The following is a 21,343-nucleotide window of genomic DNA, read 5'->3' as shown; positions in this document are numbered from 1 at the left end:
CGACGAGGCCGGCCGGATGAGGCCGGGACCGCTATACGACCGGGTCGTCGACGTCTGCGAGGAGTTGGTGAAGTTCACCCTTCTGACCCGCGAGCGGGCTGGCTACCTCGTCGATCGCTACAGCGAGCGGAAAGAGCGCGTGCCGGAGCGACTGAAGATTGTAGCGTCTGAAATCGGCTTAGTGAAACGGTAGGACTAGAGCTGCATCCGACCTGATTGCATCAGGCTGGAAGCTCCAAGTCCTTGTTTTGACGCGCTTTCCATCGACGAACCGGTATCCACTTTGTCGGAAAGCGCTCTAGCTCGATCAACTTGGCTGTCGAGCCGCAGGTTGAGGGCTTCGGCAGGTATACTTTGGCGTCTGCCAAATTTGTGCCTTCTCAAGGCAAAACGACCAACAAGCCTGTGGTGCTATGCTTCAGCCTTAACTGCGCGCTAGATGTTTGGTCCCGGCATTTGATGGAGCGGGTTTGACCTAAAGCGACCTGGCTCGGCGGACCATGCCCTGCAGATGGCTTCGTAGGGCGTGAGGCCCCGCAGGGTCTTCAGGCGACGGGCGAAGTTGTAGGCGCTGACGAAGTCGGCCAGGTGGGCGCGGAGCTGCTCATGGCTGTCGTAGTGGTAGCGTTTGACCGTCGCGTCCTTGATCGTGCGGTTCATTCGCTCGACTTGACCGTTGGTCCAGGGGTGCCGCGGCTTGGTCAGGCGATGGTCGATATCGTTGCGGGCACAGGCGGACTCGAAGCTGTGGGCGCGGAAGGTCTCTCCGGCGGCAATCGCCTCCTTGATGATGGAAGCGGCTGAGGCAACGTTGCCGGGCGTGGTGAAGTGGGTGCCGTTGTCGGTGAGCACCGTGTGCACTGTGTAGGGCACCGCCTCGATGAGATGCCGGAGGAAGTCGCCGGCAACTCGCCGTGTCGCCTTCTCGTGCAACTCGACGAAGGCGAACTTGGTCGTGCGGTCGATGGCGACGAGCAGGTAGAGCCGGCCTTCGGCCGTGTGGACCTCTGCCAGATCGATGTGAAAGTAGCCGAGCGGATAGGCCTTGAAGCGCGAACGCTTGGGCTTGTCACCGTCGACCTCCGGCAATCGGCTGATGCCATGGCGCTGCAGGCAGCGGTGCAGCGACGAGCGGGTCAGGTGCGGGATCGTGGCCTGGAGCGCGTAGAGACAGTCGTCGAGCGGTAGGAGCGTGTGACGCCGGAAGGCGACGACGACCGCCTCGTCCTCGAGTGACAGCGCCGTCGAATGCGGATCCTTCGGCCCCGTGCGCTGGTCGGCGACCGAGGTTCGCTTCTTCCACTTGGCAACCGTCTTCGGGTTGATCCCGTAGCGCTTCGAGAGCGCCCTCAGGCTCGCTTGACTATGTTGGATCGATCGACGGACCGCCTCCGTCGTTGTGGCGCTGCCATGAAGAACCTGGCCCATAGCGCGTCCCTCCACTCCGACGTGAAGACTGCACCATCAAACCCTGGGATCAAACATCTAAGGGAAATTACCTTCATGAAATCATCCCCTCCCTCAACGCCAACGCGACCGCATGGGTGAGCGACTGCGCACCGAGACGTCGTTTCGCCTCCTCGTGATGATGCTGGACGGTTCGGGGCGTCAGGTCGATCGACCGCGCCGCCTGCTTGGCCGATTGTCCTTCGGCGGCTGCGTGCAGGCAGGCCCTTTGCCGCGGGGTCAGCGTGCGCTTCCGATGCTCCGGCATGAACCGGGCGACACGGGCCGCAAGCTGATTGTGAAGATGCAGACCGCAGACCTGCACGTAGGTCTTTAGCTCCTCGGCGCGGCGAAGCAGGGCGGGCGAGACTTCGTCGGTTGAGAGCGTGAACAGGGCCGTTCTTCCCCTCGGACCGCGTAACGGCACGCTCAAGCCCGATACGATCCCGAAGCTCGCCGCGTCGTCGAACAGGCGAAGGCCGGCCGCATCCGACGGCCGGGCACCGTCGAGCGCACCCCAGAAGAACGGGACCGTTTGGCGACGTGAGGCAGCGATCACCGGATCGACCTGATCGTATCGGCTGCAGAGGTAGTGATCGCTCCAGATCGCCGGATAGGTGCTGATCACGTCCGGCTTGCCATCACCGACGCTGAGATAGCTAAACCACCGGAAGCCGAGCGCATCGCTCAATCGGCTCGCGGCACCGGCGAGGGCAACCTCTTCGGAAGCCGTGTGGACGGCATCCATGAACTCCTGAACCGCATCGTTACTCGTCATCGATCCTCCTCAGCCTTGTCGGGCCGGCGTCGTCCCTCGCGTGTGGCCATTCCAGGCCGGTGGTCCGTGCTCGTTGCAGCCCGAAGCCGCGGATCGATCAACCCTAGCGTTAGGTCCGGTCCGCAATCGGTGACGCGCTGCGGCCGATCCGCAACACCTGTGGTTTTACCCAGGTATCGGAACCCTGCCCTCGTCTGGTCTGCTCGCGGCATCGATAGCCACGAGCGAGAACCCCATGCAGTTGAAGACCTTGACCCTGACCCGCCATGCCTTCGGCCGGCATGTCGACCTCGTCGCCGGAATGCACAGGTTGCGCGGCCGGGTGTTCAAAGGTCGCCTCGACTGGGACGTCACCGTGTCGGGCGACATGGAGATCGACAGCTTCGATGCCGAGGATGCAACCTACCTGCTGGTCGTCGCGGATGGGCGCGAGGTCGTGGGCCACGTCCGGCTGCTGCCGACCCTCGGCCCGAACATGCTCGCCGACACCTTCCCGTTCCTGGTCGCCGACGGCGAGGTGCCCTGCAGTCCCGAGATCGTCGAGAGCTCCCGCTTCTGCGTCGACACGAGCCGGGTCACGGATGTGACCGGAAGCGGAACCCGACGGGCGACCACGCTCCTGTTCGCCGGCATCCTCGAATGGTGCCTCGTTCACGGCCAACACACGCTCGCGACCGTCACCGACACCCGTATGGAGCGGATCCTGCGCCGGTCCGGCTGGCCCCTGCAACGCCTTGGTGCGCCCCGCCGGATCGGCGCGACAGACGCGGTCGCCGGGCTGCTTCCGATCACGCAGGGGCACCTGAGCACGTTTCGCGAAGAGACGCGTGAGGCGATCCGCCCGGCTGCGCGCCACGCGTCATTGAAGCTGGCTGCGTGAGATCGGGGAGGACGCGCCATGCTGGACGCTCTCGCCCTCACCACCCTGATCGGAGAATGCGCACCCGGTCAGGCAGCCGCGCCGCTCGTCGCCATCGTGCGCGAGGCGAGCGGATTCGAACCGCTGGTCCTCTCGACGATCCAGAGCGGACACCCGCTCTCGGTTCAGGCCTTCTCGAAGGACGAGGCCGTGGCGCTCGCCATGGAGATGCGCGTGGCGGGTCAGCATGCCCGCCTCGGTCTGGCGGGTCTCGACAGCCGCGCGGTCGAACGGCTCGGTCTGCCGGTCGGCGACGCCTTCGAGCCCTGCACCAACCTGCGTGTGGCGGCGCGTCTGCTGAAGGACGATCCCGGTGCGCTCCAGCCTCTCGGCAGGAGGAAGGGCGTCCCATCTCCGCCTCCGACTGCCACACCAGCGCATGGGGTGCCACCGACTACCCTGGGTTCCGATCAGCCGGTTCCGGAGCCGACACGAGATCGGCCTCCAGTCACGAGAGCTTGGGATGTCTACGGACAGGCCAAGGCTAGCGCTGCGCTCGTCTATCCGACGACCGAGTAGCGGCGGCACCGCCCTGTTTTCACGAACCCATGTGCCCCTTCCCTCCGACGAGGACTTCCATGTCGCACGCCTATCGCCACGCCGCTTGCCTCGGCCTCACCGCTGTCCTGCTTTGCCTGGCCTGGGCCGAACCCGCCTCCGCGCAGTCGCTCGGCGGCGTCGAGAAGGTCTTGCAGAACATCGTCGACACGCTGACCGGCAACGTCGCCAAGCTGCTCGCCACGCTCGCGGTCATCGTCACCGGCATGGCCTGGATGTTCGGCTATCTCGACCTGCGCAAGGCCGGATACGTCGTGTTCGGGGTCGCGATCCTGTTCGGAGCCTCCGAGATCGTCTCGACCATCACCGGCAAATAGGCCGCCTCCGGCCGCCGTGAGGCGGCGCCGCGATCGCCACCCCGCCATCCTCGAATCTGGATTCCGTCATGTCCGACGAACGCCTCGTCGAGGACACCCTGTTCCTCGCCTGCACGCGACCCGCGATGCTTCTCGGCGTCACCATGGAAGCCATGGGCCTGAACATGATCTTCTCCTCGATCCTGTTCATCCTCGCCGGCTCGCTGCTCTACGGCCTCGTGGCGCTTCCGATCCACTTCGCCTGCCGGCTGATGTGCCGACACGACCCGAACCAGTTCCGTATCCTGTTCGCGTGGTTCGAGACGCGTGGACGGCATCGCAACGCGGGGCTGTGGGGCGGCTCATCCTGCACGCCGCTGCCGCTCGTCCGTCGCTACCGCCCGGAGGAGCTCGCCCATGGCTAGCCCCGCCACGCAGCGCCTGAAGCGACGCGAGGTCGGGCCGGCAGCCCACCTCCCCTACCTGAGCCACGCAACCGAGCATGTCGTGACGCTGGCGACGCGCGCGCTCATCACCTGCATACGCATCGAGGGCGTCTCGTTCGAAACGGCCGACCCGGCCGAGCTCAACGACCTGCACGCCAAGCTCAACCTGGCGCTCCGCAACGTCGCCGACGAGCGCCTCGCGCTCTGGACCCACGTCGTTCGCCGACGCTCGCAGGATTATCCGACCGGGCGCTTTCGCTCGGGCTTCGCCCGCGATCTCGATGCGGCCTACCGCGAGCGCCTCACCGCGCAGGACCTCTACCGCAACGACCTGACGCTGACCCTGGTCTGGCATCCGGGACGGGACCGGGCCGAGCGTGCCATCGGCCTCCTGGCTCGTCTCGGTCGCGCACGGGCGGCCAACGACGAGCTCGATACCGGGGCGCTCAAAAAGCTCGAGGATGCAACGCGCGACGTCGTGGCGGCGCTTGCGCCCTACGGCCCTTCCCGGCTCGGGCTCTACGAGCGCGACGGCGTCGTCTTCTCGCAGGTCAGCGAGTTCCTGCACGAGCTCGTCTCCGGCGAGCCCCTCCCCGTCCCGCTCATCCACGGCCCGATCGGTCCGGCCCTCTATACCAACCGCCTGATCTTCGGCCGGGAGGCTATCGAGATCCGCGGCGCGGGCCGGTCCCACTTCGCCGGGATGTTCGGGCTCAAGGAGTATCCCGCGACGACGAGGCCCGGCCTCCTCGACGGCCTGCTCGCGGCACCGATGGAGCTCGTCGTCACCCACTCCTTCGCCTTCCTCTCGAAGCACGAGGCAAAGGCGGTGATGACGCGCAAGCAGAATCAGCTGCTCTCCTCGAACGACCCGGCCGCGAGCCAGATCGGAGACCTCGACACGGCCCTCGACGACCTCGAATCCGGCCGCTTCGTCATGGGCGACCACCACGTCTCGGTGCTGGTCCGGGCCGACAGCCCGGCGGCACTTCTCGAGACGATGGCGCGCGGGCGGCGCATCCTCGCCGACGCCGGCGCCGTCGTCGCGCGCGAGGATCTCGGCCTCGAGGCGGCCTACTGGGCGCAATGCCCGGGGCTGTTCCGCTACCGGGCGCGGGCCGGGGCGATCACCTCACGCAACTTCGCCGCCCTGTCTCCCTTCCACACCTACCCGTCGGGACGGGCGGACGGGATCCATTGGGGTGCCGCGGTCGCCTGCCTCAAGACCGCATCGGGCGCGCCCTACCACTTCTCCTTCCATGTCGGCGATCTCGGCAACACCTTCGTCTGCGGACCGTCCGGTTCCGGCAAGACGGTCTTCATCGCCTTCGCCCTGGCCCAGGCCGAAAAGCTCGGCTGCCAGCTGGTCCTGTTCGACAAGGACCGCGGCGCCGAGCTCGCGATCCGCGCGCTCGGCGGCACCTATCTCGCCCTTCGCAGCGGACACCCGACGGGCTGCGCCCCCCTGAAGCGGCTTGAACTGACACCGGAGAACCTCGCCTTCCTCGGCCGTCTCGTCCGGCAGCTCGTCTCGTCCGAGGATCGGCCGCTCTCCACCGTCGACGAGGGCCGGATCGACGCGGGGCTCCTCGCGCTGCGCGATCTCCCGCGGGAGGAGCGCTCCTTCTCGGCCTTGCGGGTCTTTCTCGGTCAGCGCGATCCCGAGGGCATCGGCGCCCGTCTCGAGCGCTGGTGCCAGGGCGGCCCGCTCGGCTGGGTACTCGACAACGACGCCGACGCGATCAGCCTCGACGCCTCCACCCTCGGCTTCGACATGACCGAGGTGCTCGACGACGCGACGGTGCGCACCCCGCTGATGATGGTGCTGTTCCACCGGGTCGAGGACCTCATCGACGGGCGCCGCATCCTGATCGCGATCGACGAGTTCTGGAAGGCGCTTGGCGACGAGGCCTTCCGCGCGCTCGCCAACGACGGTCTGAAGACGATCCGGAAAAAGAACGGGGCGATGCTGTTCGGCACGCAGTCGCCGCGCGACGCCCTGGCGAGCCCGATCGCGCACACCATCGTCGAGCAGTGCCCGACCCAGGTGTTCTTCCCGAACCCCCGCGGCCAGGCGGCGGACTACATCGACGGCTTCCACCTGAGCCGGCGCGAGTACCGCCTGGTCAAGGAAGACCTATCGAACGAGAGCCGGCGCTTCCTGGTCAAGCAGGGACGGCACGCCGTCGTCGCCGAGCTCGATCTCTCCGGGCTGGAGGATCACCTCGCCGTGCTGTCGGGCCGGACCGCCACGGTCGAACTCCTCGACCGCCTTCGGGCCGAGATGGGCGACGAGCCGGCAACCTGGCTTCCCGCCTTCCACGCGCAGCGGAGGACCCTGCCATGAGACGTCTCGCACACCTGACGGCCTCGCTGGCCATGGTCTTCGTGGCTGCTCCCGCTCCAGCCTTCGACATCGTCTACGATCCGACCGCGGTCGCCAGGCTGGTCGATCAGGTCCAGCAGATGGAGAAGCAGCTCACCACGCTGAACGACCAGCTCAATCAGGCCAAGCGCCTCTACGACAGCGTCAACAAGCTCACGAATGCGGGAGACGTCGCGGGCCTTCTGAACTCGGCGCAGTTCCGGAAATACCTGCCGGCCGAGTTCTCGCAGATCGAGGGCCTCGTGAACGGCTCGGGGAGCGGGACCTTCGCGTCCTCGCTCGACGGCTACCTGACCCAGAACCGGGTCTACACCGCCAATCCCGGAAACGCGTTCTACGCGACGGAGCTCGATCGGATCGCCCGCCAGACCGGGACGAACCACTCGATCGGGCAGGCCGTCTACGACACGGCGGCGAGGCGCGTCGACGAGCTCGACAAGCTGCGCCAGCAGATCGGGCAGGCGCGCGACGTCAAGGACGTCCTCGACCTCTCCGCCCGCGTCCAGGTCGAATCGACGCTGCTCCAGAACGATGTGCTCCGCATGCAGGGCCTCGCCATGGTGCAGCGGGCGCAAGGCGACATGGACCACCAGCGCGAACGCGAGCGCGGGCGCCAGCTGATCGACGAGATGAAGGCGGCGGTCCGATGATCCGCCCTACCCTCGCCGTCGCCCTGCTCGCCAGCCTCGGGGCCTGCAACGATTCCGGGCCGCCCGCCCAGCCCACCGCCGGCGAGACGAGCGAGAGGCCGAAGAGCCGGACCGTGCTGCAGTTTCTCGAGGATCCGGCTGCGCTCGACGAAGCCTGGGCGCGCTGCCGCAACGATCCGGGCGGCATTGGCGACACTCCCGATTGCCGGAACGCCGGCCACGCCAAGGAGCGGATCATGATGGTGGGGCGCGAGCACGCCATCGAAGTCCTGAAACGATAAGCGGGAGGCCGATGTGGCGATCCAGGTCTTCGACGAATTCCTGCGAGAGTTCGAGCAGCCGATCACGCGGTTCGTCTCGGATTCCGTGACGAACCTGACCTCGGCGGTCAGCGGGCCACTGCGGGTCGGTCTGATGCTCTACATCGTGCTCTACGGCATCGCGATCATCCGCGGCGGCGTGCGCGAGCCGGTCATGGATTTCGCCTGGCGCTCGGTCCGCCTCGTCGCCATCGTGATGCTCGCCACCAACGCCGGCACGTTCCAGCACTACGTCACCGACCTGTTCAACGACACGCTGCCGCGGGAGATCGGCAACGCCATCTCCGGTGCCGGCCTGAACATGAAGTCCGGCCAGCCGTTCGATCAGCTCCTGAACAAGGGCATTGAGGTCGCGACGAAGATCTACGATCAAGCGGGTCTGACCAACATCGCGCCCGCACTCGTCGCAGCGATCCTGATGGTGTTCACGGCGGCGGCCGGCTTCCTCCAGTTCGCGATCATGCTCTACGCCAAGGTCGGCATGGCCCTGGTGATCGCGCTCGGACCGATCTTCATCGCGCTCGCCCTGTTCGAGGCGACGCGTCCCTTCGCCGAGGCCTGGACGCGTCAGCTCGCCAATTTCGTGGTGCTGCAGGTACTCGTCATCGCACTGGTCGGCCTGATGCTGACCACGGTGATCCAGTTCGTCGACAAGTACGGCGCCAACGCCGCGACCGGCGGCCAGCTCATCGTCGGCGCCGTCGCGATCAGCGCCATCCTCGGGCTCGCAGCCTACGTCGCCCTCCAGCTCCCTGAGATCGCCGGCGCACTGGCCGGCGGCGGGGCATCGCTCGCCGGTCGCGCGATGAGCCGGAGCCTGAGCGCGGCCGCGTTGACGGGCGGCACGGCGGCGATGGCCGGCGCCTACGCAGGCTCGCGCGCCGCCGCACGGCAATCGGCGGCGGCGATCCGGACCGCACGGTCCGGCGGCAGCATCGAACGGCGCGGGGCCAAATAGCGAAGGCACTCGACCTCGCCCGCAAACGGGAAGCCCGCCACAGAGCCGGGCCCGGCAAACAGGGGACAGACATGCATCGGATCAAGATGGCAGGCTTGGTCGCAGTCGCGGCCGGGCTCGGAGGGTGCGCGAGCGTGATGGGGCCGACGTCGGCACCGAGTTGCGACGGCGGTGCGCGCCGCCCGCTCAACCGCTCGATGTGGGATTGGGAAAGAACGAGACCCGAGGTGCCCGTCGCGGGTGTGATCACCTCCGTCCCGAGCCAAGTACCGGCATCGATTCCGGCCGGTTCGGGTGAGCCGGTCATTCGCAAGGGCGAGGTGGGGCCGGCAGAGCGCATCGGTGATGCTCGAACGCGGATGCTGCCGAGCTTCGACGTCGCCGCCTCCTTGCAGCCCTGCACCGGCGAGGTCGGTCATGGTTGAGGCAGGCGATCTCAAGACCTACTTCGCCCGCGCCCGGCTCTGGGAGCAGGATCAGCTCAGCGCCGCCTACCGCTCGAAGCGGCTCGCCTGGGGCGTCGCCGCCGGTGCCTGCCTGCTCTCGATCGTCTCCGTCGGCGCGGTCGCGGCCTTGAGCCCGCTGAAGAGCGTCGAGCCCTTCGTCGTGCGCGTCGACAACGCCACCGGCATCGTCGACGTCGTCTCGGGGCTGAACGCCGGTCCGGCCTCCTACGACGAGGCCGTCACGAAATACTTCCTCGGACAGTACGTGCGGATGCGCGAGGGCTACAGCTTTCTCGAGGCGCCGGTGAACTTCCGCACCGTCTCGTTGCTCTCGAACGGCCCGGAACAGGCTCGGTTCGCGACGCTCTACAAGGGCTCCAATCCGGAAAGCCCGCAGGTCGCGTTCGGCCGCTCCGGCATCGCCGAGATCCGGATCAAGGCGATCTCGCTGCTCGGGCCGCACCTCGCCTCGGTCCGCTACCTGCGCGAGAGCCGGCGCGGCGACGAGACCAAGGTCTCGCACTGGATCGCCACCCTCGCCTTCGGCTTCGAGCCCAAGGCGAGGATGTCGACGAGCGACCGGCTCGTGAACCCGCTCGGCTTCCTCGTCTCCGAGTATCGCTCCGACCCGGAGGTGGCGCCATGACCCGCTCCGCCTCCCTCCCGGCCGTGCTGCTTGCGGGTGCAGCGCTGACCGTCGTCACGGTCCCAGCCTCGGCCCTGCAACAACCACAGGCCGGCAGCCGCGATGCTCGCGTGCGGAATGTCGTCTACGATCCCTCGAACGTCGTGAAGGTCAACGGCGTGATCCGCGCCTCGACGCAGGTGATGTTCGCCGACGGCGAGGAGATCGCCCACGTCGCGATCGGCGACTCCGTTTCCTGGGAGATCGCGCCGGCCGGCAACATCCTGTTCCTGAAGCCCCGCGAGCGGCACCCCGCGACAAACCTCCAGGTCGTGACCACGCGGCGCGATGGACGCAAGCGCTCCTACCAGTTCGAACTCTCGATCACCGAGGGCTCGCTCGCTGAGAGCTACTTCGTCGTCCGATTCTCCTATCCGGAGGACGAGGCGGAACTCCGCCGCACCGAGGCCTCGCTGCGCCGCTCGGCGGCTGAAGCCGGTGCCATCGACCAGACCTTCGCGCTTTCGGACGCGGCCGGCCCGCGCAACTGGCGCTACTCGGCACAGGGCGCCGCCGCGCTCGAACCGGACGGCGTCTACGACGACGGCCGCGAGACCTACCTGCGCTTCGAGGGCAATCGCGAGATCCCGGCCGTCTATCTCGTCGCCGGCGACGGCACCGAGAGCCTGGTGCCCAAGGACGTGCGCGGCGAACTCGTCGTCATCCACGCGATCGGCCGCGAGCTGCGTCTGCGGCAGGGTTCGCAGGTCACCTGCCTGTTCAACGAGGCCTTCGACGCGGTCGGAGTGAACTACGGCACCCGGACCACGAGCCCCGCCGTCGCGCGCACGGCGCGGCGACAGAACCGCAGCCAGGGAGCAGCACGATGACGGACCCGCAGGACGCGCCGTCCCTCGGCGTCCCGGACAGAGCGATCACGCCGGTTGCCGGCTCGACCGCCGCCCGTCCGGGAAGCGGGCGCAAGGCCGTCGGAACCGTGGCCCTCGTCGCCCTGTGCGGCAGCCTGCTCTGGGCGAGTTGGAAACGGGCGCCGTCCGAGGCGGAGGCGCGCACGAATCCGACCATATCTGTCGGCAGCAGCTTCGAGCGCCTGCGCGAGCCGCCGAGCGAGCCCGCGCAGACGGCCGCTCTGCCGGTCCCGCCGCCACCTGCACAGCTGCAGCGGATCGAGCGCTCTCAGAGCGACGATCTCCTGGAAAGCAGCCGCCGCGCTCCGGTGCTGGTCTACAACCGGCCGCCGCAGGCAAGGCCCGGCTCGGCATCGGCCGGCTATCCCGGCGATCCGGCAAACCCCCTGCCCTACGGACCGGGCTACGGTGCTCCCGAGCCGCGTAACGAGCTGTCAGACAGGCTCAAACCGACCCCGATCGAGGGCGTCCGGGCGGCGCGTCTGCCGAACCGCAACCTTCTCGTGGCACAGGGCACCGCGATCCCCTGCGTGCTTGAGACGGCGATGTCGTCGGACGTGGCAGGCTTCGTGTCGTGCGTGATCAACCGCGACGTCATGAGCGACAACGGCCGCGTCGTGCTCATGGAGAAGGGCACCCAGGTGGTCGGCGAGTACCGCGGCAACGTCCGCCGTGGCTCGTCGCGGATGTTCGTGCTCTGGAGCAGGGCGAAGACCCCGACCGGCGTCGTCGTGAACCTCGCGTCGCCGGCGACCGACGCGCTCGGCCGGGCGGGCTTCGACGGCGAGATCGATAACCACTTCCTCGAGCGGTTCGGCGGCGCCCTCCTCCTGTCCATCGTCGGCGATGCCGGGCAGATCGCCGGACGGCAGCTCTCCGAGGGCGGGCTGCAGATCAACACCGCCCAGAGCGGCAGCCAGTCCGCGGCGGCCATCGCGACCGAGAACTCGATCAACATCCCACCGACGCTCAATAAGAACCAGGGCGAGCTCGTCTCGATCTTCGTCGCCCGCGACCTCGACTTCTCCTCGGTCTATTCCCTCCGCGTGGTCGGCAGCCGGACGGACATCCTGGATCGCGCGGCCGGTCTCGCCCCTGCCCGTCCGGTGTTCAAGCCATGACGGGCGTTACGAGCGACCTGTCGGCCTCCCCTCCCCTGTCGGCGGATCCCGGCGGTCGGGAGCCATACGCTCAGCCACCGACGCCGCAGCGGCAGGTGCTGGAGCGATACCTTGACCCGCTGCGGCCCTACCTCGCGGATGAGCGACTGACCGAGGTGGTCGTGAACCGGCCCGGGGAGGTGTTCACCGAGGGGCCGAACGGCTGGACGCGGCACGACGCCCCTGCCCTCACCGGTCGGCACCTGACCAACCTCGCACTCGCGGCCGCGGCCTACACGCGCCAGGACATCGCGCCCGATCATCCGATCGTCTCGACCGTGTTGCCCGGCGGCGAGCGCTGCCAGGTCGTCGTGTCGCCCGCGGTCCCGGCGGGGACGGTCAGCCTGACGATCCGCAAGGTCGCCCGGCTGACGATGACGCTCGACGCGTTCGAGCGGCTCGATCTTTTCCGGGAGGTCCGTGCCGCGACCGGGGCGCTCTCAGTGGAGGAGCAGGAACTCGTGCGCTTGCGCGACGCGGGTGCCTGGCGGCCCTTCCTCGAACTCGCGGTGCGCGCCAAGCGCAACATCATCATCTCGGGCGCGACGGGTTCGGGGAAGACCACGCTCGCCAAGGGTCTCCTCGCCTGCATCCCGGCCGAGGAACGCATCCTCACCATCGAGGACACCGCCGAGCTGACCGTTCCGCACCCGAACCATGTGCGCCTGCTCTATTCCAAGGACGGACGCGGCATCGCCCGAATCGGTCCGCGCGAGTTGCTCGAATCCTCGCTGCGCATGCGCCCCGACCGCATCCTGCTGCAGGAGCTGCGCGACGGCACCGCCTTCTACTACCTGCGCAACGTGAATTCCGGCCATCCCGGCTCGATCACGACCGTCCATGCCGATTCCGCGCGCCTCGCCTTCGAGCAGTTGACCCTTCTGGTGAAGGAGAGCGCGGAGGGTCGGGAGCTGGCCCGCGACGATATCCGCGACCTCCTGAAGCTGACCGTCGACGTCGTCGTTCAGATGACCCGTTACGAGGGACGCTATCGCATCTCGGAGATCTACTATGAGCCTGACGCCAAACGTCGATTGGCGGCTTAAGCTCGCCCTCGGCGTCCTCGCTGCCTTCGCCGCAGTCCTCCTCTATCTGTTCATCGCGTCGAACGTGATGCTCCTCGGGCTTCGCCGCCACGATGGCGGTCTGCACCTGCTTGCGGTCGTCGAGTACGGCTGGTTCCACGGTCACGAGCCGAAGGTGGCGCGCTGGGTCCGCCTGAGCCTGGTCTGGACCGGGCTCCCGTTCCTGTTCGGGGTCGGCGCCGTCGTGCGGGCGCGGCCTCGTCCGCTGCACGGGCGCGCCCGCTTCGCGACCGATCGCGAGGTCCAGCGGGCCGGGTTGCGCGCCGGCACGGGGATCCTGCTCGGCCGCAAGGGGGGCCGTTTCCTGACCTTTCCAGGCTCCGAGCATGTCGTCGTCTATGCCCCGACCCGGTCGGGCAAGGGGGTCGCGGTCGTGATCCCGAACCTGCTGAACTGGCCAGGATCCGTCGTGGTGCTCGACATCAAGAAGGAGAATTTTCTGCGCACCGCCGGCTTCCGGGCCGCGCATGGGCAGGAGGTGTTCATCCTCGATCCGCTCGATGCGGACGGACGCACGGCCCGCTACAACCCCCTCACCTACGTCCGGCGTACCGCGATCGATCTCTACGACGACCTTCAGCGGGTCGCGGCCATGCTCTATCCCGCGACCGCGGTGGAAGATCCGTTCTGGGCGAAGTCGGCGCGGGCAGCCTTCGTCGGCATCGGCGGGTACATCGCCGAGACCGAGGGGCTACCCTTCACGATCGGCGAGATCCTGCGCCAGCTCACCGCCGAGGCCGATCTGAAGAAGCATTTTTCCGAGATCATCAAGAAGCGGAAGGGTAGCGATGCATCACTCTCCGCATCCTGCGTGACGGCACTCAACGATTTTCTTGCGACCTCCGACAACACCTTCTCCTCGATTCGAAAGAGCGTCACCGCCTCGCTCGAAATCTGGCTCAATCCCCGCATCGATCTCGCGACCGCCGAGAGCGACTTCGATCTGCGCCAGCTCGGCAAGCGGCCGATGTCGATCTATCTCGCCGTGACGCCGGATAACCTTGCGCGCCTCGCGCCGCTCCTGAATCTGTTCTTCCAGCAGGTGATCGACCTTCACACCCGCGAGCTTCCGAGATCGGCCGCGCATGAGCGCGATCCCGGCCGGCAACTCCTGCTCCTTCTCGACGAGTTTCCGGCGCTGGGAAACGTCGCGGTGCTCGCCAACGCCGTCCCCTTCCTCGCCGGCTACGGCATTCGTCTGCTCACCATCCTCCAGAGTCCCTCGCAGCTGCGTGCGATCTACGGACCCGACGCGACCCGGACGCTGATGACGAACCACGCCGTCGAGGTCGTGTTTCGGCCGAAGGAGCAGGACATCGCCGAGGAGCTCTCGCGCCGGTTCGGGGTCGATACCGTCGAGGGCCGGACCCGCAGCCGCCCGTGGGGTTTGCAGGGCGGTCGCCACGGCCGGAGCGAGACGCTGTCCGACCAGGCGCGACCGCTGATGTTGCCGCAGGAGCTCAAGCTCGCCGACGAGGGAACGGCGTTCATCCTGATGGGCGGCCTCGCCCCGATCCGGGCCGAGAAGGTCGTGTATCATGTCGACGCGGCCTTCACGGCGCGCCTCCTGGCGCCCCCGGACGTGAAGCCCTTCGTCTCCGGCTCGGCTCCCGAGATGATCCATCTCCATCGACAGGTGCGCCAGCTCTCGGCGACGGTAGCCGAGCTCTCGGCCACGATCCGGATGCGGCCGGTCACGGACGAGGAGATCCTCGATCCCGATCAGATCCCCGTGGAGGCCCTGACGATCGACTTCACCGAGGTCGCGATCGAACGCGAGCACCTGTCCGACGCGGATCTCGAAGCCTTCGCGCGGGGACTGATCGATGGCGCCCTCGCGCGACCCGCGGCTGCCTGAATGGAAGGACCCTGACCGCATGACGGACGACGCTGTCGAGTTCACGATGGAGCGTGGCGCCAGGATCGCGAGCACCTCGGCTCAGCGCCGGCAGACGCGCCAAACCCCGGCAAGCCCCGGACGCGAGCAGGAGGATCGGAACGGCTTTCCCGATCACATCCAGCGCAAGTATTACGTGGTCGTGGCGAAGGCCGGCCCCGACGATGAAGTGATTCGCGCTCGCATCTACACCGATCGAAAGGGGGAATACCTCGCCTTCAAGGATGCGGGCGATCGGCTCTCGACCCGGAACGGGGCACCGGGGATCGTTCGTGACATGGTTGCCGTCGCGGAGCATCGCGGCTGGGAGGCGGTCAGCGTGCGCGGTCCTGTGGAGTTCCGGCGGGAGACCTGGCTGGAGGCCGCAGCGCGTGGGCTCACCGTCCACGGCTACGAGCCGGCGGACCTCGACCATGCGACCTTGCGAAAACGTCTTGCCGATCGAGGCCAGCAAGTGCGTGAGCCGGCTCACGCCGTGCCCGATCTCAAGGCTGCATCGGCGACAAAAACAACGGGGCCATCGCGGCGGTCGGATCCCGATGTCGACGTCAGAACCATCGACGTCCGCACCGGCGCAACCAACGTTCAACGGCAGGACGGGACGCGCAACCCTCGGGTGGTTACGGCGGAGCGGTTTCGTTCGCTGCACCGGCGAGAGGCCGTTCGCGATCCGGCGCTGGCCGCAGCGCATTCACATGTTGCGGTGCTGGAGCGCGCGTTGAAGACACGGTTCCCGCAAGACGAGCGAGCGCGGCAGATTATGCTGGACGCGGCCCGCAGGCGCGTCGCGGAGCATCTGGAACAGGGGCGGACCTTTGGTCGAGCCGAAATCCGAGCCTCTGAGCGGATTGCAGAAAGAGACACCGTTGAGCCCATATCGCGCGGAAATCAACGACGGGAGGAGCACGTGAGAGCCCACGAGAGAGGACGCGACCGCTGAATATTGATATGATTTGGATATCAGAATTTTTATCCGAATAATGACGTATTTTTCGGACAATTCCACAAGCCCTAGTCCGCGCGACCGGCTTAATTGCCTGCTTTCGATCCATGCCGGGCATGCTGAAGTTCGTCAGGGTTTCTCCAAAACGGACATTTGTCGGCCGCCGTTCGAAGTCGGTTCGGGATGGAAACGCGAAGTTGGCGACCGCCCTGCCTTCAGTCCGGTCCTCACTCTGATACTGACATCCCAGAAGCTTGAGCATCTCGCCACCTCGATCCGCTTGCGCTCGGCGCTGGAACAGAATGGGGAAAACGGGTTCAGGCCGACCGCGACAGGCCTGCGCGGCATGTCAGGCCCTGATGAAAGCCTGATCCGATGCCCTACCCACGCCCGACCAGCTGGCGGCTCCACACCGCCCGAGGCCTCCGCAAGTATCTCAACCCCGACGAACGCCGCCGCTTCCTCGCGGCAGCCGACCTGGCTGCGCCGGAGCTGCGTGCGTTCTGCCATCTGCTGGCATGGACCGGCTGCCGGCTCTCCGAGGCGCTGGACGTGGTTGCTGGCGACCTCGATCCTGCCGGCAGCGTAGCAATCCGATCCCTGAAGAAGCGCGGCCGACCTGAGGTTCGCGAGGTGCCAGTGCCCGATGAAGTGCTGGCCCAGCTCGGCCGCTTGCTATCCCCGGCCGGGCGGCTTTGGCCGTGGGGCCGCACGACGGCGTGGCGCTACGTCAAGGCGATCATGGCGGCGGCCGGGATCAGCGGCCCGCACGCATCCCCCAAGGGTCTACGGCACGGGTTCGGTGTCCACGCTCTGCGCCCGGGCGTGCCCCTCAACCTGCTGCAACGCTGGCTCGGCCACGCCGATATCGCCACCACGGCGATTTACGCCGACGCCATGGGAGCTGAGGAACGTGAGATCGCCGCCCGGATGTGGTGATCCCTTGCGCGTCGCACGTCAGAAATCCTTTGGCGCAAATATCATAAAATGATACTTTGCAGCATAAAGGAGGAAGGCAATGGCTTCGAGCTACACGCTGGGAGAGCATTACGAGCAGTTCGTGCGGGGGCTGGTGAACAGCGGGCGCTATGCCTCCGCCAGCGAGGTCATGCGCGACGGTTTGCGGTTGATGGAAGAGCGCGAACAGATGCGGGCCGCCAAGCTGGAGGCCCTGCGGAAGGAAATCCGGGAAGGGCTCGACAGCGGCCCGGCGGAACCGCACGACATGGCGGCTGTCAAAGCCGAGGCGCGAGCCCGGCGCGGCGGTGCCAGTAAAGTCCCGACGCGTGGCTAACATCGTCCGGCGGCCCCGCGCCCGGCTCGACCTCCTCGATGTCTGGGACTACATCGCCGACGACAACGAAGCGGCGGCCGACAGCATGCTTGACCGGATTGACCGGGCGCTGAACATGCTGTCCGACAATCCCGGCGCGGGCCGGGCTCGGCCCGAGCTTGCCGACGCGCTGCGCAGCTTCCCGGTTGGCAATTACGTCCTGTATTACCTGCCCGCCAAGGATGGCATCGAGTTGGTCAGAGTGTTGAGCGGCTACCGCGACATCGGTACGGACGATTTTGAGTGAGCTACCGCCCTCCTCGTTCTAGGACAGATACATCTGTACGCGGCGAGCATTCACAGGGTTTTCCTGCGCTATGCGATCCAAAGCACTCTGAACATTTGCGTTGATCGTCTGCATATGCGGAGTGGGGTTGCTGACCCTCCGAAAGAAGAGAGCCCCTGAAATCGCTGTCCTGAGTTGCGTGCCTCGAAGCGTCTTGAAAATTGTGTAAAAGTCATCGGGCGTCAGTTTGGCAAGAACTTCTTCGTCGGCTGTATTCCAAGCCTCACGCTCGGCGAACTTCTCAAGCAGAGAGTAGGGGTCAACCGTAATTGGAAAACTATCGAATTTCGTTTTAAATGCGCTGACAAGATCAGCGTCCCATCCCCCAAACCCTAGATGAAAGTTGGTTAAGTCCCAAAACTCCTTGCCACCTGATTTGTTCGACACGTAATAAGTCAGCAGCTCCCCTGCCTTGGCATTCTCTCCAATCGATTTTAGTAGTCGCACAATGCTATTTATATTGGGCGGATCGATGACGCTGATATTGTTCAAAAGTGATTGCTCAAGGCTGGCGACGATTTCTATGCCGTCATCCTCAAACGAATTATAATAGATGTCCCATGCGGATTTATGGCACGTTGTTTTATCAGATGCAGCTAAGTTCTGATTGACCAGCTGGCCCTTCGACTGGACTAAATGTTCATCGAAAAAGCCGTTTTCGACACCGCTAATGACAGCTTCGTCAAACTCATCTGTGTTGTTATATTCATAGTCCCGTAAGAGCATGAATGACGGCGATATTTTACTGTCTGTTGAACCCATTCTTGCCGCAAGCGTTTCGTAGCTGTTGAATTGACGTATTTCATCCAAGCTTGGGGTGTTTTCGGGCTGGAATTTGGAAAGGCAGGCGATTGTCGCCGTGTGAACTGCCTGTTTGAGCACCCTCGCATCGAGACCATGTAAAATGGTGTTCAGGCGCTCGGCGAACTTTTCCGCTCTTTTTATGACGCGAATATTCAGGATTTTGAGTTTTGTGCAATTCTCTTTGAGATATTCGTAATATGGCATGCCCTGCTTAAGGCCAAACTCGGCTGCTTCCGTAGGCGAAGGCTCGAACTTTAAAACAGTGTCGGCTACTTTTTCGAGCTGTGCCTGAAAATCAGATTTATTGCCTTCGCTCAGCATCTCTTCGTTGAGCAGGATGACAACCTTGCAGCGTTTCTCTTCACGCAGCTGGGAAACCATACCAATTATGTCCTTAGTGCCTAGGCCCGATCCGGCCCGCTCCAAGTCATCCAGACATACAATCTGCTCCCTTGTGAGGACGAATAGAAGGCGCTGACTGCTCTCGATGTACTTTTTAGCCTGAGGAATAATCCGGCCTATTATACCGGCGTTCCGGGTTAGATTTGTCAGGCTCGAAAGGGTCGTTTCCAGAGATGAGAGATCGGGGACTTTACCCGGAACGCGGCTGTCCACCGTCTGTTCTACGATCGCGCTCCGGACATCATTAAGTGAGTTGCGACCGAATAGCGATACGTAGGCATATTTATGTAAAGTAACTTTCTTAGCTGTTTGAGCTAAGTGAAGATTGCTGTTCCAGCCGTAGGTTTTTCCCACGCCCCACTTGCCAGTTACACACAAAACCTCCGGTTCCGAGCTAGCAAAGAAGCGGGCAACTTCTGAGGCGAACAGTGTCAGGGTCATGTTGCTATTCTAAGCCTGATGCCTATTCACCAGAAGTCTCTTCCGTACAAAACGCCGTTATCCCCGAAAACCACACCCCTGCCTGAAGCTTGGGCATTGACAGCCGGAACAGGATTGCGGCGCAGCGCATTCCGCTGTTTGATTTCTGTAACAGAAACCAAACGAAAGACGCGGCCATGCCGACCATCAACCGACGCGGCGGCCCGCGCCCCAATGCCGGACGCCCCAGGGGCGAGCGTACCACCGTCGTGCGCCTACCGGTAGACATCGCCCTCGCCGCCAGACGGGCCGCTGAGGCCCGTGGCGGCAACATGAGCGGTATTGGGGCCTTCCTGTCGGGCGAAGCCCGCCTGATCGCTTCTGCGCCGCTTGTGACCGCCTCCGTGGCCTGCGGCTTCCCCTCCCCGGCCGAGGACAGCCTGGACAGGCCGCTCGATCTCAACGAGCTGCACGGCATCGGCCTGTCGTCCGTGTTCCTGGTGCGCGTCCACGGGGACAGCATGATCGGCGTCGGCCTGCACCATGGCGACATCGCCGTGGTCAACAAAGCCGTTGAGGCCCGGCACGGCCGGATCGTCGTCGCCTGCCTCAACGGGGATTTCACGCTCAAGACCTACCAGGTCCGGGACGACCGGATCGTCCTGCATCCGGAGAACCCCGCCTTCCCCGACATCGAGGTGCCCGCCGAGGCGGACTTTCAGGTGTGGGGCGTCGTCACCGGCAGCTCGCGGGTGTTCTAGACCATGCAGCTAAGCACCCCAGCCAAGACCGCCCGGCAGATGGTGAGACTGACGGCAGCCCTCACCAGCATGGAGCGGCGCAATCCTGTGAAAGCCTTGAACGATGTCCGGACGGAGTTTCTGTCTCAGGGCGTTTTTGGCGATTACGAGCGCGCCGTGATTGCCGAATGTGATCTGCGGATCGCGGAGCTGATCCAAGCGCCTTGTGACCTTGCCCCCTGAAACGCCCTCGTTCTGAAACTAGGGTCCGTCGAACAGGAGACGGACGATGAAGAAGAGCCGGTTCAGCGAGGAGCAGATCATCGGCATCCTGAAGGAGCAGCAGCTTGGGCTGGCGGTGGCTGAGATCTGCCGCCGTCACGGGATCAGCGACGCGACGTTCTACACGTGGCGCTCGCGCTTCGGTGGCATGGAGGTGTCGGACGCGCGGCGGCTGAAGGCGCTCGACGAGGAGAACCGCAAGCTCAAGAAGCTCCTGGCCGAAGCGATGCTCGACGTGGCGACGCTGCGTGAGGCGCTGGGAAAAAACTTCTGACGCCCGGCGCACGGAGAACGGCCGTGACCTGGGCGATTGAGGAGAAGAGCTACTCGCAGCGGCGTGCCTGCGGGCTGATCGGCCTGGAGCCGAAGACGTATCGCTATGTCTCGACCCGCGGTGACGAGGCGATTGTGCGGGCGCGCCTGCGCAGCCTGGCCGGCGAGCGTCGCCGGTTCGGCTACAGGCGGCTTCTGATCCTGTTGCGGCGGGAGGGCCTTGCACTGAATCACAAGAAGCTCTTCCGGCTCTACAGGGAGGAGCGGCTGTCGGTGCGCAGGCGCGGCGGCCGCAAACGGGCACTGGGCACGCGGGCTCCGGCCGCCGTGCCGCAGGAGCCGAATCAGCGCTGGAGCCTCGACTTTGTCTCCGACACGCTGGACGACGGGCGGCGCTTCCGCATCCTGGTCGTGGTCGACGACTGCACGCGTGAGTGTTTGGCGCTGATCGTCGACACCTCGCTGTCGGGCCGTCGCGTCTCTCGGGAACTCGACCGGATCATCGCGTTCCGCGGCAAGCCGCTGATGATCGTCTCGGACAACGGCACCGAACTGACCTCGCACGCCATCCTACGCTGGCAGGAGGAGCGTGCGGTCGCGTGGCACTACATAGCGCCCGGCAAGCCGCAGCAGAACGGCTTCGTCGAAAGCTTCAACGGCCGCTTGCGCGACGAATGCCTGAACGAGCATCTATTCCGCAGCCTGCCGGCGGCTCGGACCATCATTGGGGCGTGGCGGGTGGACTACAACACCTGCCGCCTCACACGAGCCTCGGCGGGCTCACCCCGAACGCGTTTGCAACCCGGTCCGGACAGGATCACAACCAGAACGGACTCTGGTTATGAACGAGGGCAAACAGGGGGCAAGGTCAGATGCTCCGTGACGCCTCGACACTTCAGGAGACGTTCCGAGATGTCGTACGGGAGGTATTTATCAAGGCAGAAGTTGAAGTGATACGTAC

General features: G+C 65.5%; 23 protein-coding genes and 2 pseudogenes. 22 read left to right on the top strand and 3 right to left on the bottom strand.

What is annotated here, in order from left to right:
- Window positions 1–193, top strand: a pseudogene (locus HCU64_RS21695) (arsenical resistance protein ArsH); the annotation flags it as partial.
- 242 nt (window positions 194–435) lie between these two features.
- On the opposite strand, the gene HCU64_RS21690 reads toward HCU64_RS21695, so the two are convergent.
- Together HCU64_RS21690 and HCU64_RS21685 are read right to left on the bottom strand one after the other, a co-directional pair.
- Entirely contained in the window at window positions 436–1,428 is a 993-nt protein-coding gene (locus HCU64_RS21690) for an IS481 family transposase (protein ID WP_233386350.1), read from the bottom strand.
- Between the two features lie 73 nt (window positions 1,429–1,501).
- A complete protein-coding gene (locus tag HCU64_RS21685; RefSeq protein WP_233386349.1) occupies window positions 1,502–2,224 on the bottom strand; it encodes a helix-turn-helix transcriptional regulator in 723 nt (240 codons plus the stop codon).
- A 235-nt stretch (window positions 2,225–2,459) separates the two neighbouring features.
- On the opposite strand from HCU64_RS21685, the gene HCU64_RS21680 reads away from it, so the two are divergent.
- The 18 genes from HCU64_RS21680 (at window position 2,460) to HCU64_RS21595 (ending at window position 17,422) form a co-directional block, all read left to right on the top strand.
- The gene (locus HCU64_RS21680; RefSeq protein WP_233386348.1) at window positions 2,460–3,104 is read left to right on the top strand and encodes an acyl-homoserine-lactone synthase; all 645 of its coding nucleotides are present in this window, start codon (window positions 2,460–2,462) and stop codon (window positions 3,102–3,104) included.
- Between the two features lie 18 nt (window positions 3,105–3,122).
- Window positions 3,123–3,662, top strand: coding sequence for a transglycosylase SLT domain-containing protein (locus HCU64_RS21675; protein ID WP_233386347.1), 540 nt, complete (start codon window positions 3,123–3,125; stop codon window positions 3,660–3,662).
- A gap of 59 nt (window positions 3,663–3,721) precedes the next feature.
- On the top strand, window positions 3,722–4,018 hold the full coding sequence (locus HCU64_RS21670; protein ID WP_233386345.1) for a TrbC/VirB2 family protein: 297 nt from the start codon (window positions 3,722–3,724) through the stop codon (window positions 4,016–4,018).
- Window positions 4,019–4,086: 68 nt separating this feature from the next.
- A complete protein-coding gene (locus HCU64_RS21665; RefSeq protein ID WP_233386344.1) occupies window positions 4,087–4,422 on the top strand; it encodes a type IV secretion system protein VirB3 in 336 nt (111 codons plus the stop codon).
- Window positions 4,415–6,790: a VirB4 family type IV secretion/conjugal transfer ATPase gene (locus tag HCU64_RS21660; protein WP_233386343.1), complete on the top strand. Its 2,376-nt coding sequence runs from the start codon at window positions 4,415–4,417 to the stop codon at window positions 6,788–6,790. The genes HCU64_RS21665 and HCU64_RS21660 overlap by 8 nt, the downstream gene beginning before the upstream one ends.
- Window positions 6,787–7,479: a P-type DNA transfer protein VirB5 gene (gene virB5 / locus HCU64_RS21655; protein ID WP_233386342.1), complete on the top strand. Its 693-nt coding sequence runs from the start codon at window positions 6,787–6,789 to the stop codon at window positions 7,477–7,479. Before HCU64_RS21660 ends, virB5 begins: the two co-directional genes overlap by 4 nt.
- Entirely contained in the window at window positions 7,476–7,760 is a 285-nt protein-coding gene (locus HCU64_RS21650) for an EexN family lipoprotein (RefSeq protein ID WP_233386341.1), read from the top strand. The genes virB5 and HCU64_RS21650 overlap by 4 nt, the downstream gene beginning before the upstream one ends.
- A gap of 13 nt (window positions 7,761–7,773) precedes the next feature.
- Entirely contained in the window at window positions 7,774–8,757 is a 984-nt protein-coding gene (locus HCU64_RS21645; protein ID WP_233386340.1) for a type IV secretion system protein, read from the top strand.
- A gap of 71 nt (window positions 8,758–8,828) precedes the next feature.
- On the top strand, window positions 8,829–9,182 hold the full coding sequence (locus tag HCU64_RS21640; RefSeq protein WP_233386339.1) for a hypothetical protein: 354 nt from the start codon (window positions 8,829–8,831) through the stop codon (window positions 9,180–9,182).
- Window positions 9,175–9,849: a virB8 family protein gene (locus HCU64_RS21635; protein WP_233386337.1), complete on the top strand. Its 675-nt coding sequence runs from the start codon at window positions 9,175–9,177 to the stop codon at window positions 9,847–9,849. The genes HCU64_RS21640 and HCU64_RS21635 overlap by 8 nt, the downstream gene beginning before the upstream one ends.
- Window positions 9,846–10,718, top strand: a complete 873-nt coding sequence (gene virB9, locus HCU64_RS21630; protein WP_233386335.1) for a P-type conjugative transfer protein VirB9 — start codon at window positions 9,846–9,848, stop codon at window positions 10,716–10,718. Before HCU64_RS21635 ends, virB9 begins: the two co-directional genes overlap by 4 nt.
- Window positions 10,715–11,878, top strand: a complete 1,164-nt coding sequence (gene virB10 / locus HCU64_RS21625) for a type IV secretion system protein VirB10 (protein ID WP_233386333.1) — start codon at window positions 10,715–10,717, stop codon at window positions 11,876–11,878. The genes virB9 and virB10 overlap by 4 nt, the downstream gene beginning before the upstream one ends.
- Window positions 11,875–12,963: a P-type DNA transfer ATPase VirB11 gene (virB11, locus tag HCU64_RS21620; protein WP_233386332.1), complete on the top strand. Its 1,089-nt coding sequence runs from the start codon at window positions 11,875–11,877 to the stop codon at window positions 12,961–12,963. The genes virB10 and virB11 overlap by 4 nt, the downstream gene beginning before the upstream one ends.
- Entirely contained in the window at window positions 12,929–14,860 is a 1,932-nt protein-coding gene (locus HCU64_RS21615) for a type IV secretory system conjugative DNA transfer family protein (RefSeq protein ID WP_233386331.1), read from the top strand. The genes virB11 and HCU64_RS21615 overlap by 35 nt, the downstream gene beginning before the upstream one ends.
- On the top strand, window positions 14,829–15,839 hold the full coding sequence (locus HCU64_RS21610) for an LPD7 domain-containing protein (RefSeq protein WP_233386330.1): 1,011 nt from the start codon (window positions 14,829–14,831) through the stop codon (window positions 15,837–15,839). The genes HCU64_RS21615 and HCU64_RS21610 overlap by 32 nt, the downstream gene beginning before the upstream one ends.
- A gap of 378 nt (window positions 15,840–16,217) precedes the next feature.
- Window positions 16,218–16,781: a tyrosine-type recombinase/integrase gene (locus HCU64_RS21605; RefSeq protein ID WP_233386329.1), complete on the top strand. Its 564-nt coding sequence runs from the start codon at window positions 16,218–16,220 to the stop codon at window positions 16,779–16,781.
- A gap of 79 nt (window positions 16,782–16,860) precedes the next feature.
- Window positions 16,861–17,136, top strand: a complete 276-nt coding sequence (locus HCU64_RS21600) for a type II toxin-antitoxin system ParD family antitoxin (protein WP_233386328.1) — start codon at window positions 16,861–16,863, stop codon at window positions 17,134–17,136.
- Entirely contained in the window at window positions 17,129–17,422 is a 294-nt protein-coding gene (locus HCU64_RS21595) for a type II toxin-antitoxin system RelE/ParE family toxin (RefSeq protein ID WP_233386327.1), read from the top strand. The genes HCU64_RS21600 and HCU64_RS21595 overlap by 8 nt, the downstream gene beginning before the upstream one ends.
- Window positions 17,423–17,440: 18 nt before the next feature.
- Here the strand turns inward: HCU64_RS21595 and HCU64_RS21590 are convergent, their stop codons facing one another.
- Complete coding sequence (locus tag HCU64_RS21590) at window positions 17,441–19,108, bottom strand: hypothetical protein (RefSeq protein WP_233386326.1); 1,668 nt, start codon at window positions 19,106–19,108, stop codon at window positions 17,441–17,443.
- A gap of 176 nt (window positions 19,109–19,284) precedes the next feature.
- Here HCU64_RS21590 and HCU64_RS21585 point away from each other — a divergent pair, with 176 nt between their 5' ends.
- The 3 genes and pseudogenes from HCU64_RS21585 (at window position 19,285) to HCU64_RS21575 (ending at window position 21,227) form a co-directional block, all read left to right on the top strand.
- Window positions 19,285–19,848 (top strand): LexA family protein, encoded by a 564-nt coding sequence (locus HCU64_RS21585; protein WP_233386325.1) that lies wholly within the window; start codon window positions 19,285–19,287, stop codon window positions 19,846–19,848.
- 3 nt (window positions 19,849–19,851) lie between these two features.
- Window positions 19,852–20,070, top strand: coding sequence for a hypothetical protein (locus tag HCU64_RS21580; RefSeq protein WP_233386324.1), 219 nt, complete (start codon window positions 19,852–19,854; stop codon window positions 20,068–20,070).
- Between the two features lie 46 nt (window positions 20,071–20,116).
- Window positions 20,117–21,227, top strand: a pseudogene (locus HCU64_RS21575) (IS3 family transposase).
- Window positions 21,228–21,343: the final 116 nt, after the last annotated feature.

It is taken from the genome of Methylobacterium sp. C25 (assembly GCF_021352225.1).
GTDB lineage: Bacteria > Pseudomonadota > Alphaproteobacteria > Rhizobiales > Beijerinckiaceae > Methylobacterium.
Note: the sequence above shows the minus strand (reverse complement) of the source record. Positions and strands in the feature narration are given on the sequence as shown.